Origin of the sequence: Streptomyces sp. SPB074, from assembly GCF_000154905.1 — a bacterium.
In the GTDB taxonomy this organism is placed as follows: Bacteria; Actinomycetota; Actinomycetes; order Streptomycetales; family Streptomycetaceae; genus Streptomyces.
In genome coordinates this window covers 5,291,182-5,307,719 of record NZ_GG770539.1, presented here as the reverse complement: position 1 = coordinate 5,307,719, position 16,538 = coordinate 5,291,182, and the positions used below count along the sequence as shown (strand labels likewise).

The following is a 16,538-nucleotide window of genomic DNA, read 5'->3' as shown; positions in this document are numbered from 1 at the left end:
GCCGCGGACCGGGCCCGCGTCGCGGTACGGCTCCAGGCGGCGTTCGAAGTCGCGCACGTACTCCACCGCGCGGACCGAGCGCATCTCGCCCGCCGCCTGCGCGGCCTCCGCCCCGTGGGCGCAGGCCGCGTCGAGATCGCCGAGGCCGAGGCGGGCGGTGGCGAGGACGACGCGGCAGAAGAGACGGCTGCGGGCGTAGCCGCTCGCGCGCAGTTGCAGGGAGCGCTCGGCGTGCTGCGCCGAGGCACGGTACTGCTGGAGGTCGCGGTAGCAGTGGCCGAACTCGTCGGCGAGCTGGGCCTCGTCGAAGAAGCGGGCCCAGCCGGGGACCTCGTCGCCCGGGCGGGCCGCTTCGAGGGCGCGCTCGGCACGTACCAACGAGGCCGTGCAGGACCGCGTCTCGCTCAGCACCCCGTGTCCCCGCGCCTCCGCCGCGTGCAGCAGCGCCTGCACGGCGGGCGGCACCGCCGAGCCGACGCCCTGCTGGGCGACCCGCGCGAGCTGCACCGCCTCCCGGCCGTGGCCGAGGTAGACGGCCTGGCGGCTCATCGTGATGAGCACGTACGCGCCGTAGACGCGGTCGTCGGCGGCCTGCGAGAGCCGCAGCGCCTGCACGAAGTAGCGCTGCGCGAGTCCGTGCGCGGCGATGTCGTACGAGGTCCAGCCGGCGAGCCGGGTCAGGTCGGCCGCCGCGGCGAAGAGGCGGCGGCCGGTCTGCTCCCCGTAGACGCCGCGCAGCATCGGCTCGGCCTCGTGCTCCAGGTAGCGGACGAGGGCCTGCCGTGCGTGGCCGCCGCCGTAGGAGTGGTCGAGGGAGCGGAAGAGGTCGGCGACGGAGCGCAGCGCCGCGATGTCGCCGCTCGTCACCTTCTGCCCGGGCCCGCGCTCGCTGGCCGAACGCCCCCAGGAGGCGCCGGAGGCGGGGGCGGGGCCGCGCAGGGCTCCCGGCCTGGCCTGCTGCGGGACCCGGCCCGCGCCCGCGGTCGGCTGCGCGGGGACGCCGACCGCGCCGACGGGGACGGGCTCCTGCCGGGGGATCTCCGCCGGTTCCGCGCCCTCCTTGGGTTCCGCGCGCCCGGGGCGCCCGGCGCGGTCCTCCGCGAACCGTCCCACCCGCTCGTCGGGGCGGCCGATGAGCCAGTCGCGGCTCGGGACGACGAGGCCCGCGGGGGTGAAGGCGATCTTGCGGAGTTCGGCGTGGCTCCCGGAGTCCTTGCGCCACAGGCCGCCGACGATGTCGACGGCCTCCTCGGGCGTCCCGGCGAATTCGAGCCCCGCGTAGACGGGGGCGCAGGCGTCGAGGCCGAGGTCCTGGGCGCTGAGCCTGCGGCCGAGGCGCCGGGTGAAGACCTCGGCGATGAGCGCGGGGGTGGTGCCGCGTGGTTGCTGGCCGCGCAGCCAGCGGGTCACCGAGGTCTTGTCGTATCTCAGGTCGAGCCCGTGTTCCAGGCCCAGCTGGTCCACCCGCCGGGCGAGCCCCGCGTTGGAGAACCCCGCCTCCGCGATGAGCGCGGCGAGCTGTCGGTTGGGGATGCGCTGAGGGGTTCGGTCCGTCATCAGCTGTGCGGTCTCCTGCCTTCCGGGCCCGAAAGCAGCCCTCGTGGAACGGCGCGAATGTAACGGGCGGCGAACTCCCCATCACGCCCTTCGCCCCTCGTTCATCCGATCGTGTGAGGATTGCCCGGAGAACTGACGGAAAGCGGGCTCTGGAAGCCGTACACGTTCACTCTTTCGTGGCGCGCGGGTCCGCACCCTGAACCCGGTCCCTTCCGCGTACGTGAAAAGTGCCCGCCCCGGTCTCCTTCACCGCTTCCCGGCCCCTCGCCCCGGGCCCCTGTCCCCCGCCCCCGCCGCCGTACAGTGGCGAGGGCACGCATCGGTGCCGAGGGACGCTTGTGGGAAGGCACGCCGTGAGTGAGCTGCGATTCGTCCGTATGGGCCTGGACTCCGCCGAGACGATGTACACGCCCTACCTCGACGCCTGGGAGGAGCAGCGCCGGACGCACGCGGCGCGCGTCGCCGGCGAGATCCCCGACACGTGCCTCCTCCTGGAGCACCCGCCGACGTACACGGCGGGCCGCCGCACCGAGGAGAGCGAGCGCCCCCTCGACGGCACCCCGGTGATCGACGTGGACCGGGGCGGCAAGATCACCTGGCACGGCCCCGGCCAGCTCGTGGGCTACCCCATCGTCCGGCTCCCGAGCCCGGTCGACGTGATCGCGCACGTACGGAACCTGGAGGAGGCCCTGCTGCGCACGTGCGCCGCCTTCGGCCTGGAGGCGACGCGGGTCGAGGGCCGCAGCGGCGTCTGGCTCCTCGGCGACCCGGTCGAGGAGCGGCCCGGCGGGCTGACGCTGGAACTGGAGCGCACGGACCCGCTCTTCGACGCGCGGCTCGCGGGCCCCGAGTACGCGCCCTCCAACGCGGGCCAGCGCCACGAGGACCGCAAGCTCGCGGCGATCGGCGTCCGGATCGCGAAGGGCGTGACGATGCACGGCTTCGCGCTCAATGTGAACTCCGACACGACCGGCTTCGACCGCATCGTGCCCTGCGGCATCCGCGACGCGGGCGTCGCCTCGCTCTCCGGCGAGCTGGGCCGCGAGGTGACGGTGCGCGAGGTGCTGCCCGTCCTGGAGGGCCATCTCGCGGACGTCCTCGCGGGCGCGGGCGCCCCACCGCTGTCCACCGCCGTCTGAGGGGGCGGCGGCCGGCCGCACGCGCCCGCCCCGGACCCGTACCGCACCCGCCCCGCGCCCGTTCCGGAGGCCGCCCCGTCCGTTGGGCCGTACGGGGGAATGCGCCTGCGGTTCGGCCGGTTGGGCACGGAGTGGGCCGCCGGCCTCACGGGCGTAGGCTGGGCCTCGCCGAAGAATCGAAAGCCACGACGCGCGATCGCAGCAGAAAGGGGCGCCGGGCATGTCCGCAGTCGCACCCGACGGGCGCAAGATGCTCCGTCTGGAGGTCCGGAACAGCCAGACCCCCATCGAGCGCAAGCCCGAGTGGATCAAGACCCGCGCCAAAATGGGCCCCGAATACAACGAGCTGCAAAAGCTCGTGAAGAGCGAGGGCCTGCACACGGTGTGCCAGGAGGCCGGCTGCCCCAACATCTACGAGTGCTGGGAGGACCGCGAGGCCACCTTCCTCATCGGGGGCGACCAGTGCACCCGGCGCTGCGACTTCTGCCAGATCGACACCGGCAAGCCGCAGGCGCTCGACCGTGACGAGCCCCGGCGGGTGGGCGAGTCGGTCCGCACGATGGACCTCAACTACGCGACCGTGACCGGCGTCGCGCGCGACGACCTGGAGGACGGCGGGGCCTGGCTCTACGCCGAGACCGTCCGGCAGATCCACGCGCTGACCGCCGAACGCCCGCTGGGCGGTACGAAGGTCGAGCTGCTGATCCCCGACTTCAACGCGGAACCGGCCCAGCTCGCCGAGGTCTTCGCCTCGCGCCCCGAGGTCCTCGCGCACAACGTCGAGACGGTGCCGCGCATCTTCAAGCGCATCCGCCCCGGCTTCCGCTACGAGCGCTCCCTCAAGGTCATCACCGAGGCCCGCGCCGCCGGTCTCATCACGAAGTCGAACCTCATCCTCGGCATGGGCGAGACCCGCGAGGAGGTCAGCGAGGCGCTGCGCGACCTGTACGAGGCGGGCTGCGAGCTGATCACGATCACCCAGTACCTGCGCCCCTCGCCCCGGCACCACCCCGTCGAGCGCTGGGTCAAGCCGCACGAGTTCGTGGAGCTCAAGGAGGAGGCCGAGGAGATCGGCTACTCCGGTGTCATGTCGGGCCCGCTCGTGCGCTCCTCGTACCGCGCCGGGCGCCTCTTCCAGCAGGCCATGGAGCGGCGCGGCGCGATGGCGGGCCAGCTGCCGACCGTGTGAGACCCACGGGCGAGAGGCGCGGGTGAGGCCGATCGTGTGCGGCCGGCCGTGTGAGGTCCGGCACAGCACGCCGCCGGAGCCGCGCCGCGTTCTCGTACGGGAACGGGGCGCGGCTCCGGCGGCGTGGACGGCCCCGGAGCGGTCGCCCCAGGTGGGGACGGCTCCGGGGCCGTTCCCTTTCGCGAGTGACCGCGCGCTTGCGCCTCGCGTCCGCGCGGCTTTCACGGAAGAGGGTCTTCCGCCCCTTCATGGCCGTTTGACCCGTCGGTCACCGGCTGGTAACACCGTGCTGTGACGCTGGGTGCGAGGCGCCGCGCCGGTCCGCCCGGCGTCCTCGCCCGTACGAGCGCGTCACCGCCGCCAGCCCCGGGGAGCCCCATCGTGCCGAGCGTCCACCCCTTGCCGAAGGCCCGTACCACCCTCCTCACCCCGCTCTCCTCGGCCGTCCGTGCCGTGGAGTCCGCCCTGCTCAGCCGCTCCGCGCACAACGCCCGGACGGCCGTGATCGCCGACCGCGCGCGGGCCAGGGAACGGGCCGAGGCGGAGGCCGTCCTGCGCGCGCTGCCCGCCCGCACGTCCTAGCGCGGTGCGCGCCACGTAAACTCCACAGCATGGCGAGGAAGGACACCGCAGAGAGCTCTGCGAATCAAGGGCGACTGAAACAGATCGCTCTCACTTACAAGATGACCCGACGGGTCGATCCGAAGATCGGCCTGGTGATCGGCGGCCTGGGGATCGTCGTCTTCGGCGTGCTCCTGGCCGTCGGTTTCCTGATCGGCCACCCGGTCTACCTGGGCATTTTCGGCTTCCTCGTCGCTGTTCTCGCGATGGCGATCGTCTTCGGGCGGCGGGCCGAGCGTGCGGCGTTCTCGCAGATGGAGGGACAGCCGGGCGCGGCGGCGGCGGTGCTCGACCAGATGAAGCGCGGGTGGACGACGACGACGGCGGTCGCGATGAACCGCAGCCAGGACGTCGTGCACCGCGCGGTCGGCAAGCCCGGCATCGTGCTGATCGCCGAGGGGAACCCGAACCGGGTGAAGAACCTGCTGGCGGCGGAGAAGCGCAAGATGGCGCGCGTCGTCTCCGACGTTCCGGTGCACGACATGATCGTGGGCAACGGCGAGGGCCAGGTGCCGCTCAAGAAGGTCCGCACCACTCTCCTCAAGTACCCGCGTGTCCTCACCGGCCCCCAGGTCACCGAGACCACGGACCGGCTGCGGGCGATGGGGGACATGATGAAGAACATGCCACTGCCCAAGGGCCCGATGCCGAAGGGGATGCGGATGCCTCGCGGCCCGCGCCGCTGAGTCCACTCCCCCGTCACGACAACCGCCGAAGGGGCGGGCCCACCACCGGGCCCGCCCCTTCGGCGTGGGGGTGGGGCGGGCTCAGACCCGGATCTGTACCGCCCGCGCGAGGCGGTCGTGGAGGCCGCGGGAGTCGCGTTCCCAGATGAGGGCGGGGATGGCGACGCAGAGGAGCACGCTGCGGACCAGGACGCGGCCGAGGCCGAGCCTGCCGCCGTTCTCGGAGACGACGCGGAGCCGGAAGAGGACGTTCTCGGAGACGACGCGGAGCCGGAAGAGGACCTTGCCGGGGGTCCCGGCCACGGTGCCGAGGGTGAGGACGTTCAGGACGAGGAGGACGAGGACCGCCCAGTTCCCCGCCGCCTGCATGTCACCGCGCGCGAGGAGACCGTATGCGATGAGCAGGCACAGGGCCCAGTCCACGAAGAGGGCGCCGAAGCGGCGGCCGAGGGGGGCGAGGGAGCCGGGCCCCTCCTGCGGGAGGCCGAGGCGCTGGCCCCGGTACCCGAAGTCGACACCCATCTCCTCGGCGGCGGCACGCGGGCCCGAGAGCCACGATCCCATTGCATCCCTGTTGTCCACCGCTCCACGGTACTGCGCGGGGCCCCGCCCGGCGGGCGCGGGGGCCGTGACGGCCGGTGGCGCGTGAAGCCCAGGGTGGTTAACTTCGGTGAAACAAATGGGTCACGCTTGAGAAATCCCGTCTTTCTATGGTCGGCTCCACCGTGGGTCACCGCACTGGCCCCGGGCACGAGCTGAAACCCCCGCCCCTCCCCGGGTGGGAGGAGGAGGAGTTGGATGTTCCAGAACGCCGATGACGCCAAGAAGTTCATCGCCGACGAGGGCGTGGAGTTCGTCGACGTCCGCTTCTGCGACCTGCCGGGTGTGATGCAGCACTTCACGGTGCCGGCGAAGGCGTTCGACCCGGGTGAGGAGCTGGCCTTCGACGGCTCCTCGATCCGCGGCTTCCAGGCGATCCACGAGTCGGACATGGCGCTGCGCGCCGACCTGACGACCGCCCGCGTGGACCCCTTCCGCCGCGACAAGACGCTCAACATCAACTTCTTCATCCACGACCCGATCACGGGCGAGCAGTACAGCCGCGACCCGCGCAACGTGGCGAAGAAGGCGGAGGCGTACCTCGCCTCGACCGGCATCGCCGACACCGCGTACTTCGGCCCCGAGGCCGAGTTCTACGTCTTCGACAGCGTCCGCTTCGAGACCTCGGCGAACCGTTCGATCTACGAGATCGACTCCGAGGCCGGCGCCTGGAACACCGGCTCCGAGGTGAACAACCGCGGCTACAAGGTCCGTTACAAGGGCGGCTACTTCCCGGCCCCGCCGGTCGACCACTTCGCCGACCTGCGCGCCGAGATCTCCCTGGAGCTGGACAAGGCGGGTCTGGAGGTCGAGCGCCAGCACCACGAGGTGGGCACGGCCGGCCAGGCGGAGATCAACTACAAGTTCAACACGCTGCTCGCCGCCGCCGACGACCTGATGCTTTTCAAGTACATCGTGAAGAACGTCGCCTGGCGCAACGGCAAGACCGCGACGTTCATGCCGAAGCCGATCTTCGGCGACAACGGCTCGGGGATGCACGTCCACCAGTCGCTGTGGACCGGCGGCTCGCCGCTCTTCTACGACGAGCAGGGCTACGCGGGCCTCTCGGACACCGCCCGCTACTACATCGGCGGCATCCTCAAGCACGCGCCCTCGCTGCTCGCCTTCACCAACCCGACGGTGAACTCCTACCACCGCCTGGTCCCCGGCTTCGAGGCCCCGGTCAACCTGGTCTACTCGCAGCGCAACCGCTCCGCCGCGATGCGCATCCCGATCACGGGCTCGAACCCGAAGGCCAAGCGCGTCGAGTTCCGCGCCCCGGACCCGTCCTCGAACCCGTACCTCGCCTTCTCCGCGCTCCTCCTCGCGGGTCTCGACGGCATCAAGAACAAGATCGAGCCGGCCGAGCCGATCGACAAGGACCTCTACGAGCTGGCCCCCGAGGAGCACGCGGGCGTCCCGCAGGTCCCGACCTCGCTCCCGGCCGTCCTCGACGCCCTCGAAGCGGACAACGAGTACCTCCAGGCCGGTGGCGTCTTCACCTCCGACCTGATCGAGACCTGGGTCGACTACAAGCGCACCAACGAGATCGCCCCGATCCAGCTCCGCCCGCACCCCCACGAGTTCGAGCTGTATTTCGACCTCTAAACCCGGGTCAGCGCCAGCGAGGCCGTCACTCCTTCCGGGAGTGGCGGCCTCGCGCGTTGTGCGGGACCGCCCCCGGGGCGGGTGATTCCCCCGTTCGTCCGCCCTCGGACGACTCCTCCGTCGAAGGATGCCGCCGGGCGCGGGACCGGTGGTGGTCGTCCCCCTGCGGACCGGTCGCGAGCGTGGAGTACTGATGGACAACGACAAGAAGGCGCTAATCCTGCTGGTGGTGGTGCTGGTGTGCGGCATCGTCACGTACGTCGCCTTCCTCCACCCGCCGCTCGGACTCGCGCTCGGCGTGGGCATCGCGGCGGCGGCGCTCGTGTGGGCGATCCTCCGGCAGGAGTGACCGCCGGGCGGTCTCCGGGAAATCTCCTTCCGCCGGTCTCCCCCGATCGCCCGGAGCACGCCGACTCCTTGTGCAAGAGCGCCACCCGCTTCGAGGTTCGAGAGGGACAGGACATGCACGCAGGAACGGATGACCGCGGTACGGGTGATCAGTCACCGCCGCGTTCTCACTCACCGCAGGCGGCGGCGGTGCCCCGGAGCCGTCGGCTTTCCGGCCGGACCCTTCCTCGGGGGTCCGGGAAGCGGTCTCCCCCCGGCAGGTGGCGTCCGGTGACGCCGTCCCGGAGCGGGGGCGGGGCGACGGGGCCGGGGAGGAGGAGACGGCCCACCGGCTGCGCGAGCGGATCAGCCAGGAGCTCTGGGAGCACCAGAGCGCCCTGCGCGGCCTCATCCGCCGCCGCGGCTACCGCGAGCCGGACCTGTCGGACCTCTCCAACGAGACGCAGGCGCGCTACTTCCAGGCGCGGATGCGGCCCGGTTTCGTCTTCGCGCAGGGGCCGTGGCCCTTCCTCGTCCACCTCTTCGGCCGCGTGCGGGCGGACTTCCACCGCGGGCAGAAGCGGGTGCCGGTCCCGGTGGAGGACGCGAGGGCGCGCGAGGAGGCCGCCGAGGACGAACTCCTCAGGCGGGTGGACTCCGAGGCCATCGCGAGCTTCCTGGAGAAGCATCTGGCCGGCCCGGGCGAGCTGGCGGTCTACCTGCTGACCCACCTGGAGGACCTGGGCCCGGTGGCGATCGCCGCGCGGCTCGGCATCGACCGCAAGACCGTCACGGCCAGGCTGCGCCGGGCGGAGAAGCGGCTGCGGTCCCTGCTGCCGGACGAACTGGGCGGCCTGCGCTAGACCCATCTCTAGGGCTCACGGGGCCCGGCCCTGCCGCGTGAGCCCAGGAGGAGGACTAGGGAGCGTATCGAGTCGTGATCAATCTGCGGGATGTGCCTTCGTGGCACGGTCTGGTCCGGTAGACCGTCGTACGTGACGCGAGTGCAACTGACCGACCCGGAGTGGGATTTCATTGAGCCGTACCTGCCGATCGGCGAGTACGGCCCGTACCCCGAGCGGCTGCGGCAGCAGTTCGAGGGCGTGATCTGGCGGTTCAAGACGGGCGGGCAGTGGCGGGAGATGCCGGCAGAGTTCGGCGCCTGGTCGACCGTCCACAACCGCTTCCGGCAGTGGCGTGACGCCGGGGTCTTCGAGGCCCTGCTGGAGGGCCTGATCGCGGAAGCCGCGAAGCGCGGTGAGGTGGACCTGTCCCTGGTCAGCATCGACTCCACCACCGCCCGTGCCCACCACGACGCGGCCGGCATGCACCTGGACGAGGAGGTCCTCACCGCTCTGGAGAAGGCTGCCGCCGAGGCGGAGAAGGCCAGGTCAAAGGGGGCGGCTGCGACGAACAAACCGGGCAGGAGGCCGGGAGCGATCCCGGGCGGGAAGAACGACGGCGCGTCCGGCGCCGACGCAAACTTCGGCTGAAGGCCGCCCTGCTCGGACGCTCCAGGGGCGGGCAGACCAGCAAGATCCATGTCGCCGGCGACCGGAGGTGCCGCCCGCTGGCGTTCATCCTGACCGAGGGGCAGGCCGCCGACAGTCCGCAGTTCATCCCAGTGCTGGGGAAGGTACGGGTCCGCGGGCTCGTCGGCCGTCCCCGCACCCGGCCGGACGCGGTCGCCGCAGACAAGGCGTACTCGTCCCGCGGCAACCGTGCCCACCTGCGCAAACGCCGTATCAAAGCGGTCATCCCGGAGAAGAAGGACCAGGCCGCCAACCGGAACAAGAAGGGCTCCCACGGCGGCCGGCCCGTCAGCCACAACGCAGACCTCTACAAGGAGCGGAACACCGTCGAGCGTCTGATCAACAAGCTCAAGGCATGGCGAGGCATCGCCACGCGCTACGACAAGACCCCCGACAGCTACCTCGCCGGACTCTACCTACGCGCCTCGATGATCTGGATCAAGGACCTCACACGAGCAGCCTCTTGATCACAACCGAATACGCTCCCTAGAGCCCTCCTGTTCCCATCGACAGAAGGAAGGACACCGTGTCCGACACTGCCCACGATGTCCTCGTGAAGCTGCTGCGCGATGCCCGCGCAACGGGTTCCGGGGGCCGCCCGCTCATGCCGCCCGAGTGGAGCGCGCACATGGAGGTCATCGCCCGCAGGGCCGCCGAACTCGACAGGGAGGAGGCCCGGGAGGAGGAGTTCGCCCCGGCCCGTGAAGACGAGAAGGAGCGGGTGTGACGGAGTACACGAACAGGCTCCGCCAAGAGCGCTCGCGCGCGCCGGCAGCCGTCCTGGCCGTTCTCAGCGCTCCGGCAGCCCTACTGATCCTGGTGCTCGGGGGATTCACCAGGACCGTCCGACTGCGCCCTCGCGAGCGCTTCGGGGCCTCGCGTCCGCTGTTCCACATCATCGTCCGGCCCTGCTAGGCAACTGATTCCTCAGGCGGTCATGGTCACAGCGGAGTGGCCATGGCCGCTCAGTGCTGTCCGGGGAGGGGGAGGCCCGGCCGGGTGCCGGGCACAGCCCGCAGGTGCGCCGCGTCCCAGGCGGGGCACCCGGTGCACAGGGGCGGATGAGACCGGACGGCGAGCGAGTGCGGGCAGGTGAGTGGTGGTGTCGGACGAGGACGGCCATGCCGGAGGGCGCGAGGAGGCCGGTGCGGACCGGGGTGCGCGCGGGTTGCGGCCGGGAGAGGCGCGGGAGCGGGTGTACGACGCGTTGCTGGCGGTGCGGCCCCCGGTGGACGTGCTCGTGCTCGCCGACGCCGTGCTCGTGGCCTCGGAGCTGGTGAGCAGCGCCGTGCGGCACGCGGACGGGGTCACCGGGTTCCGGGTGAGCATCGGGGACGGCGAGGTGGAGATCAGCGTCTCGGACGCCTCGGAGGAACGGCCCCGGGAGCGGACGCCGCGGCCCCTCGTGCGCGAGGGCGGATACGGGTGGGGGCTCGTGCTGCGGCTCGCGCGCGTGGAGGTGGAGGACGGGCCGGGGGCGGGCAAGACGGTGCGGGCGCGGCTGTCGCTGACGTCGGCGCACAGCGCGTACGAGCGTCCCGGCTTCGTCCCCGCGCAGCGCGAGCCGCCTGCCGACGGGAAGCGCTGAGAGCGCTCAGCCCGCGTCGATCGCCTCGCCGATCGACGCGTACACGTCCAGGACCGTGTCCGTGCCCGTCAGCGCGAAGAGCTGGCGCAGGGACTCCGTCGGGGCGACCAGGCGCAGCCGGGTCGTGGTGCGGACGCGGATGAGGAGATTGAGGAAGCCGGAGTCGCCGAACTCGACGCGGCTGAGGTCGAGTATCACGACCGGGTAGCGCGCGGCGGCCGCCTCCAGTTCCTCGCGGAGCCCGCCCACGGTGTCGAGGTCCAGTTCGCCGAAGGCGCGGACGAGCCACATCGCGGAGGGGTCGGGGGGCAGGGCGCGTCTCTCGGGGTCGGCGGGGGTCTCGTCCTCCGGCTCCTGCTCGGGCGGCTCTGCGGGTTCGGGCATATGCGCATCCTGCCTCAAGTGCCACGGGGGCCCCGACGCGGCCCCTTCCTCCGCGGCCACCGGTTCCGTCCCGGAGTTCACCGGCTCCTCACGAGGGCCGCTCCTCGCGCGAGAGCGAGTCGCGGCACGAGCAGTGCGCGGGATCGTGCGCGCGGCCCCGGGTCTCCCAGGCCCGCAGGCAGCACAGCGCCTCGAAGACCTGCCAGTCGGCGACGGGACGCGGGGGCGGCGCCGGCGTGGCGCGCGGGACGTGCTCCTCGGCGCACTCGTGCTCGCGCAGGATCGCGGCGACGAGGAGCGCCGAGGCGGCGACGAGAGCGAGCGTCGTCCACCAGGCCGCGTGGCGCGCGCTCTGCGTGGCGCAGTGGCCGAGCCAGACCACTCCGGCGAGATGCGCGCCGCACAGGGCGAGCGAGAGGCGGCTCACCGCGCGTGCCCGGCGGGCGGGAGCGCGGGGTGCGCGGGTGCGGGCTGCTGGGGCATGGGGCGGTGTCCTCTCGTCCGGGCGGTCCGGGCTCCCCGGACCGGGCGGGCCGTCCGGTACGTCCGCGTACGCGCGGTGCGGTACGTACCCACACGGCCTCACTGTCACGCTTGGCGATCGTTCGCTCACTCGCGGCGATCTGACCGGCCAACGAGCCGGCCGCCCGGGCGCCGCGCCGGTTCACCCTTGCGCCCCGCGCGAGCGCGCCTGTCCGATTTCGGGTCCGGCCGTGTGGGGGACGCGCTCCACCCGCCGAGAGGACAGGTCGTTCACGCGTGCGACTCGGGATGCGGGACGGCGGGGGGCGTGTGACCTTGGGGGGAGGCCGGCAGGAGGAGGCGGGATGGGGCACGCGACCCGGGCGGCTTCGCTCGCCGCCGAGGCGTACGTCTACGGCACCCCGCTCGTGCGCGGCCTGGAGACCGTCGGCTCGCTCACGCAGGACGGGCTGGGCTCGCTGCCCGCGACGTCCTTCAACCACTTCGCGCACGCCGAACCGGCCACGGCCTGGCCCGGCGACGAGGGCACCCTGTGCTCGCTCGCCCACCTCGACCTCTCCGAGGGGCCGCTCATCCTCCAGGTCCCGCCGAGCGGCGCGCGCTACGCGGTGTACCAGTTCGTGGACGCCTGGACCAACGACTTCGCGTACGCGGGCCTGCGCGCGGGCGGCGCGGAGGGCGGGAGCTGGCTGCTGGCGCCGCCCGGCTGGGACGGGCAGGTGCCGGGGAGCGTGCGCGAGGTGATCGAGGCGCCGACGGCGGTCGCGACGCTCGTGGTCCGCTACGCCTGCCTGCTCGCGGACGCGGAGGACGTCGCCGCGGTGCGCGAGCTGCGGGCCGGTCTCGCGCTGCACCCGCTCACCGCGCCGGGTCTCGGGCGCGGCGGCCTGCCGGGGGGCGACCCGCTCGCGGAGCCGTCGCTGCGGTTCTGGGAGCGGCTGCGGGTGTGGGCGGGCGACTTCCCGCCCTCGGGGGCCGACCGTGCCTACCAGGAGCGGTTCCAGTCGCTCGGGCTCCTGGAGGAGGGCGCGACGCCGTACGCGGAACCGACGGCCGAGCTGCGCTGGGCGCTGGAGGAGGGCGAGGCGGCGGGGCGCGCGCAGATCGAGGCGGCGGCGTGGCGGTGGAGCGAGGACGGCGACACGGCAAGCGCGGGCGGGGCGGCCGGTCCCGCCGTGCGGCGCCCGGCGGGGAATCCCTCCGGCGGCTGGGAGGGCGCCGCGCATCTCTTCGACTTCAACCTCGACCACCTCGGCCCCGGCACGCTCGACGCCTCGCTCTGGCGCGTCGAGGACCGCTGCGAGGCGTACCTGCGGCGCGCGGTGGCCGCGCGGGTCGGTCTGTGGGGGCCGCACGGCTACGAGGCGACGACGACGCAGACGTACCGGGACGCGGCCGGGGACCGGCTCGACGGCGCGCACTCCTACACCCTGCGCCTGCCACCCCCGCCGCCCGCCTACGGCTGGGCGCTGAGCGCGCACGCGGTGCCGCGCGCCCCCGGGCCCGAGCCGCGCGCGGTCAGCGACCGCACGCCGGGGCTCGTGCGCGAGCCGGACGGCGCCCTGGTGCTGCGCCTGTCGGCACGCCCGCCGCGCGCCCGCCCCGCGAACTGGGTACCGGTCCCGGCGGGCGCCTTCCGCGCGGTGCTGCGGCTGTACGTGCCGGAGGCCGGGTACCGGGTGCCGGGGCTCGTACGGGCGGAGCCGGAGTGACTCCGCCCGCGTACGGGCCCCGGCCGGGGTGCCGTCAGCGGCTGTAGCGCATCAGCGCGCGCACCATGTGGCACGTCACGGGGGACGGCGGGTGGATGCCGACCCGGGCGGCGGCGAGCCGGATCGTGCGGTCGGGGGCCTGCTCGGGGCGCCACACGCCCGCGTCGAGGAGCACGATCGCGAGCCGCATCGCCTTGAGGCGGCGGTTGTGCGCGACGTACCACTCGCGGGGGCGCCCGGCGGGCAGGGCACGCTTCTCGACGGGCATGTAGGGGAGGTCGAAGAGCGGGGTCGCGGGGGCGGTCGGGTCGAGGGTCGCTGCGCGGGCCACGGGCATCCTCCTGAGCCGTCGGACGGGGGTGGGACCGGTCACTCGCGGGGCCGGTCCGGGCCTCCCGCCCGCGTTCGAACACTGCCCCCATTCTACTGCCGGGCACTGACAAAAGCCGCTGGTGGCAGGGGATTTGAGGTGTTCGAAAGCGGGGGCGCCACAGGGGTGCGACGGTGTCCCCCGGGCCCCTTGCGACACGTGCGCCGGCCGCCCCGCGCCGGGAGTGCGGCCGGGTAACACGCGGTTCACACCGGGGCAACGGCCGGGCAACCGCCTCTTGTCATTCTGCGGGCGTCCCGCCCCCGCTACCCGCCTCCGCCATCCGCGCCCCCGAGGGCGCGTCGCGCAGCCCGAAGGAAGTGCCCCCGTGAGCTTCAAGGCCGAGTACCTCTGGATCGACGGCACCCAGCCGACCGCCAAGCTCAGGTCGAAGACGAAGATCGTCGCCGACGGCGCGGAGCCGGGCGTCTGGGGCTTCGACGGCTCCTCCACGAACCAGGCGGAGGGCCACTCGTCCGACTGTGTGCTCCAGCCGGTCCTCACGTGTCCCGACCCGATCCGCGGCGGCGCCGACGTCCTCGTGCTGTGCGAGGTCCTGGACACCGACCTGAGTCCGCACCCGAGCAACACGCGCGCCGAACTGCGTGACGTTTCCGAGAAGTTCGCCGCGCAGGAGCCGATTTTCGGGATCGAGCAGGAGTACACCTTCTTCCGGGGCGGCCGCCCGCTCGGCTTCCCCGAGAACGGTTTCCCGGCCGCGCAGGGCGGCTACTACTGCGGCGTCGGCGCGGACGAGATCTTCGGCCGCGAGATCGTGGAGGCGCACCTCGCCCACTGCCTCGCCGCCGGGCTCGGGATCTCCGGCATCAACGCGGAGGTCATGCCGGGGCAGTGGGAGTTCCAGGTCGGCCCGCTCTCGCCCCTGGAGGTCTCCGACCAGCTGTGGATCGCCCGCTGGCTGCTCTACCGCACGGCCGAGGACTTCGGCGTCTCGGCGACGCTCGACCCGAAGCCGGTGAAGGGCGACTGGAACGGCGCGGGCGCGCACACCAACTTCTCGACCAGGGCGATGCGCGAGGGCTACGAGGCGATCGTCACCGCCTGCGAAGCGCTCGGCGAGGGCTCCAAGCCGCTCGACCACGTGAAGAACTACGGCGCGGGCATCGACGAGCGCCTCACCGGCCTCCACGAGACGGCCCCGTGGGACGAGTACAGCTACGGGGTCTCCGACCGGGGCGCCTCGGTGCGGATTCCGTGGCAGGTCGAGAAGGACGGCAAGGGCTACATCGAGGACCGCCGCCCGAACGCGAACGTGGACCCGTACGTGGTGACGCGGCTCATCACGGAGACGTGCTGCGCCTCGCTGGAGAAGACCGGGCAGGTCTGAGGCGCCGGGATCGTCCCCGGGCCGGGTGACCGGCCCGGCGGCCGGGCGCGCGCGGCGAGGCGCGCGTCCGGGGGCGTTCACCATGACGGGGTGAACGCCCCTTCGCGTTGTCGGCTTTTTGCTCCGGCTTCGGCCGAAACCCTCTCCCTGCCTCTCAGGTCATCTGCTTCAATGGACGCATGGACAGCTTCCGGAACCTCGTGACGGGTCGTGTCGACCTCGAACCGTTCTGGCCGTCCCGTCAGCACCACGACTTCGACCGTGTGTGTCAGCCCCGGCGAAACGCTCGGGCCCTCTAACACCCTCCCCGCCCTCCCGGCCGGGCTCCGGTCTTCGGTCCGCGCGACGACGTATGTCCCTTCCGTGGCATCCCCGGCACCCTCGCGGTGCCGCTTCGTGCGAAAAGAGCTGACACCTCCCATGGCGAACCACCCTTCCCTCTCCGCCACCCCGCTCGCCCGGCCCGCGGGCCCGGCGGGCCCGCGGCACCGGCTGCGAGCCGTCGAGGAGGGCGAGCCCGCGCCCGCCCCCGAGGTCGCGCTGCCCGCCGGGGCGACCTGGCTCCCCGTACCGCCGCACACTCTGCCCGCCCTGCCGGGCAACCCGCCGATGGTCGGGTACCTCGTTCTCGTACCGGCGGACCAGCGGCCGCCGTTCGCGGAGGCCGCGGCCCCGGCCGCGCCCGCCGTGAGCGCCGTGCCCGCGCCTGCTCCGGCGCCGGAGCCGCGCGGCGAGGCCGTACGGGTCGACGCGCACAGCAGGACCGCCGAGGTGGACGGGCGCCCGCTCGACCTCACGTACCTGGAGTTCGAACTCCTCGCCCACCTCGTCGCGCACCCCCACCGGGTGCACACGCGCGACCAGTTGGTCACGACGGTGTGGGGCTACGGGCACGTCGGCGACGGGCGGACCGTGGACGTGCACATCGCGCGGCTGCGCCGCAAGCTCGGCGGCGCGTACCGGCACAGCATCCAGACGGTGCGGCGGGTCGGCTACAAGTACACGCCGCCGCTGGGCTGAGCCGGGCGGACGCGGGGGGAGCGGGGAAGGTTCCCGCACACGCCGGGGTTCGGCCGACAGCGCACAAGATCCCCCGAGAGCGAAAAGCGGTCCCCGGTCCCGTCCGGAGCGGGCAGGCTCGTGCCATGACAGCGAACGCGTCGGCGGCACGGCTGCTCGTCCTGGGCGGGACCGAGTTCGTCGGGCGCGCGACGGTCGAGGAGGGTCTGGCGCGCGGCTGGGACGTGACGGTGCTCAACCGGGGCACGAAACCGGTGCCGGAGGGCGTCCGCGCGCTCGTCGGCGACCGCACCGCGCCGGGCGGTCTCGCGGCGCTCGAAGGCGGCGAGTGGGACCTCGTCGTGGACACCTGGTCGCACGGGCCGCGCGCGGTG

The 16,538-nt window shown here is 73.0% G+C and carries 18 protein-coding genes and 1 pseudogene; 14 read left to right on the top strand and 5 right to left on the bottom strand.

The window, feature by feature from the left end:
* The coding region (locus SSBG_RS22510; RefSeq protein WP_008748372.1) for a hypothetical protein at positions 1-1,557 on the bottom strand (1,557 nt) is incomplete at its 3' end.
* Between the two features lie 353 nt (positions 1,558-1,910).
* On the opposite strand from SSBG_RS22510, the gene lipB reads away from it, so the two are divergent.
* The 4 genes from lipB to SSBG_RS22490 all read left to right on the top strand — a co-directional run bounded on the left by lipB (position 1,911) and on the right by SSBG_RS22490 (position 5,192).
* On the top strand, positions 1,911-2,696 hold the full coding sequence (gene lipB, locus SSBG_RS22505; protein WP_037870421.1) for a lipoyl(octanoyl) transferase LipB: 786 nt from the start codon (positions 1,911-1,913) through the stop codon (positions 2,694-2,696).
* Between the two features lie 220 nt (positions 2,697-2,916).
* Positions 2,917-3,885 (top strand): lipoyl synthase, encoded by a 969-nt coding sequence (gene lipA / locus SSBG_RS22500; protein WP_008748370.1) that lies wholly within the window; start codon positions 2,917-2,919, stop codon positions 3,883-3,885.
* A 381-nt stretch (positions 3,886-4,266) separates the two neighbouring features.
* Positions 4,267-4,467 (top strand): hypothetical protein, encoded by a 201-nt coding sequence (locus SSBG_RS22495; protein WP_008748369.1) that lies wholly within the window; start codon positions 4,267-4,269, stop codon positions 4,465-4,467.
* 29 nt (positions 4,468-4,496) lie between these two features.
* Positions 4,497-5,192: a DUF4191 domain-containing protein gene (locus SSBG_RS22490; RefSeq protein WP_008748368.1), complete on the top strand. Its 696-nt coding sequence runs from the start codon at positions 4,497-4,499 to the stop codon at positions 5,190-5,192.
* A gap of 81 nt (positions 5,193-5,273) precedes the next feature.
* On the opposite strand, the gene SSBG_RS22485 is transcribed toward SSBG_RS22490, so the two are convergent.
* Positions 5,274-5,774, bottom strand: coding sequence for an RDD family protein (locus SSBG_RS22485; protein WP_037870420.1), 501 nt, complete (start codon positions 5,772-5,774; stop codon positions 5,274-5,276).
* A gap of 216 nt (positions 5,775-5,990) precedes the next feature.
* Here SSBG_RS22485 and glnA point away from each other — a divergent pair, with 216 nt between their 5' ends.
* The 6 genes and pseudogenes from glnA (at position 5,991) to SSBG_RS22450 (ending at position 10,847) form a co-directional block, all read left to right on the top strand.
* A complete protein-coding gene (glnA, locus tag SSBG_RS22480; RefSeq protein ID WP_008748365.1) occupies positions 5,991-7,400 on the top strand; it encodes a type I glutamate--ammonia ligase in 1,410 nt (469 codons plus the stop codon).
* 193 nt (positions 7,401-7,593) lie between these two features.
* On the top strand, positions 7,594-7,749 hold the full coding sequence (locus tag SSBG_RS33790; RefSeq protein WP_199781396.1) for a hypothetical protein: 156 nt from the start codon (positions 7,594-7,596) through the stop codon (positions 7,747-7,749).
* Positions 7,750-8,008: 259 nt separating this feature from the next.
* On the top strand, positions 8,009-8,590 hold the full coding sequence (locus tag SSBG_RS22475) for a sigma-70 family RNA polymerase sigma factor (RefSeq protein WP_008748363.1): 582 nt from the start codon (positions 8,009-8,011) through the stop codon (positions 8,588-8,590).
* A gap of 132 nt (positions 8,591-8,722) precedes the next feature.
* Positions 8,723-9,726 (top strand): annotated as a pseudogene (locus SSBG_RS31640) (IS5 family transposase).
* A 59-nt stretch (positions 9,727-9,785) separates the two neighbouring features.
* A complete protein-coding gene (locus tag SSBG_RS22460) occupies positions 9,786-9,986 on the top strand; it encodes a hypothetical protein (protein WP_008748362.1) in 201 nt (66 codons plus the stop codon).
* A 375-nt stretch (positions 9,987-10,361) separates the two neighbouring features.
* On the top strand, positions 10,362-10,847 hold the full coding sequence (locus tag SSBG_RS22450) for an ATP-binding protein (protein ID WP_234010627.1): 486 nt from the start codon (positions 10,362-10,364) through the stop codon (positions 10,845-10,847).
* A 6-nt stretch (positions 10,848-10,853) separates the two neighbouring features.
* Here the strand turns inward: SSBG_RS22450 and SSBG_RS22445 are convergent, their stop codons facing one another.
* Both SSBG_RS22445 and SSBG_RS22440 read right to left on the bottom strand, forming a co-directional pair.
* The gene (locus SSBG_RS22445) at positions 10,854-11,231 is read right to left on the bottom strand and encodes an STAS domain-containing protein (RefSeq protein ID WP_037870418.1); all 378 of its coding nucleotides are present in this window, start codon (positions 11,229-11,231) and stop codon (positions 10,854-10,856) included.
* An 88-nt stretch (positions 11,232-11,319) separates the two neighbouring features.
* A complete protein-coding gene (locus tag SSBG_RS22440) occupies positions 11,320-11,658 on the bottom strand; it encodes a hypothetical protein (protein WP_234010626.1) in 339 nt (112 codons plus the stop codon).
* Between the two features lie 400 nt (positions 11,659-12,058).
* On the opposite strand from SSBG_RS22440, the gene SSBG_RS22435 reads away from it, so the two are divergent.
* Positions 12,059-13,426 carry a DUF1254 domain-containing protein gene (locus SSBG_RS22435; protein ID WP_008748358.1) on the top strand — a complete coding sequence of 456 codons (1,368 nt, stop codon included), beginning with the start codon at positions 12,059-12,061 and terminating at the stop codon, positions 13,424-13,426.
* Between the two features lie 34 nt (positions 13,427-13,460).
* Here SSBG_RS22435 and SSBG_RS22430 read toward each other — a convergent pair whose 3' ends face one another.
* Positions 13,461-13,763, bottom strand: coding sequence for a hypothetical protein (locus SSBG_RS22430; protein ID WP_008748357.1), 303 nt, complete (start codon positions 13,761-13,763; stop codon positions 13,461-13,463).
* Between the two features lie 361 nt (positions 13,764-14,124).
* On the opposite strand from SSBG_RS22430, the gene glnII reads away from it, so the two are divergent.
* From glnII to SSBG_RS22415, 3 genes are all read left to right on the top strand, one after another.
* A complete protein-coding gene (gene glnII, locus SSBG_RS22425) occupies positions 14,125-15,144 on the top strand; it encodes a glutamine synthetase (protein WP_008748356.1) in 1,020 nt (339 codons plus the stop codon).
* 420 nt (positions 15,145-15,564) lie between these two features.
* Positions 15,565-16,164, top strand: a complete 600-nt coding sequence (locus SSBG_RS22420) for a winged helix-turn-helix domain-containing protein (RefSeq protein WP_008748354.1) — start codon at positions 15,565-15,567, stop codon at positions 16,162-16,164.
* Positions 16,165-16,289: 125 nt separating this feature from the next.
* A partial coding sequence (locus SSBG_RS22415; protein WP_037870417.1) for an NAD-dependent epimerase/dehydratase family protein occupies positions 16,290-16,538 on the top strand: 249 nt, incomplete at its 3' end.

What these genes read in the sequence shown, in the direction of transcription:
- lipA (WP_008748370.1), top strand. Translation starts at nt 2,917, where the DNA reads ATGTCCGCAGTCGCACCCGACGGGCGCAAGATGCTCCGTCTGGAGGTC.
- SSBG_RS22490 (WP_008748368.1), top strand. Translation starts at nt 4,497, where the DNA reads ATGGCGAGGAAGGACACCGCAGAGAGCTCTGCGAATCAAGGGCGACTG.
- glnA (WP_008748365.1), top strand. Translation starts at nt 5,991, where the DNA reads ATGTTCCAGAACGCCGATGACGCCAAGAAGTTCATCGCCGACGAGGGC.
- SSBG_RS33790 (WP_199781396.1), top strand. Translation starts at nt 7,594, where the DNA reads ATGGACAACGACAAGAAGGCGCTAATCCTGCTGGTGGTGGTGCTGGTG.
- SSBG_RS22445 (WP_037870418.1), bottom strand. Translation starts at nt 11,231, where the DNA reads ATGCCCGAACCCGCAGAGCCGCCCGAGCAGGAGCCGGAGGACGAGACC.
- SSBG_RS22435 (WP_008748358.1), top strand. Translation starts at nt 12,059, where the DNA reads ATGGGGCACGCGACCCGGGCGGCTTCGCTCGCCGCCGAGGCGTACGTC.
- SSBG_RS22430 (WP_008748357.1), bottom strand. Translation starts at nt 13,763, where the DNA reads ATGCCCGTGGCCCGCGCAGCGACCCTCGACCCGACCGCCCCCGCGACC.
- SSBG_RS22420 (WP_008748354.1), top strand. Translation starts at nt 15,565, where the DNA reads ATGGCGAACCACCCTTCCCTCTCCGCCACCCCGCTCGCCCGGCCCGCG.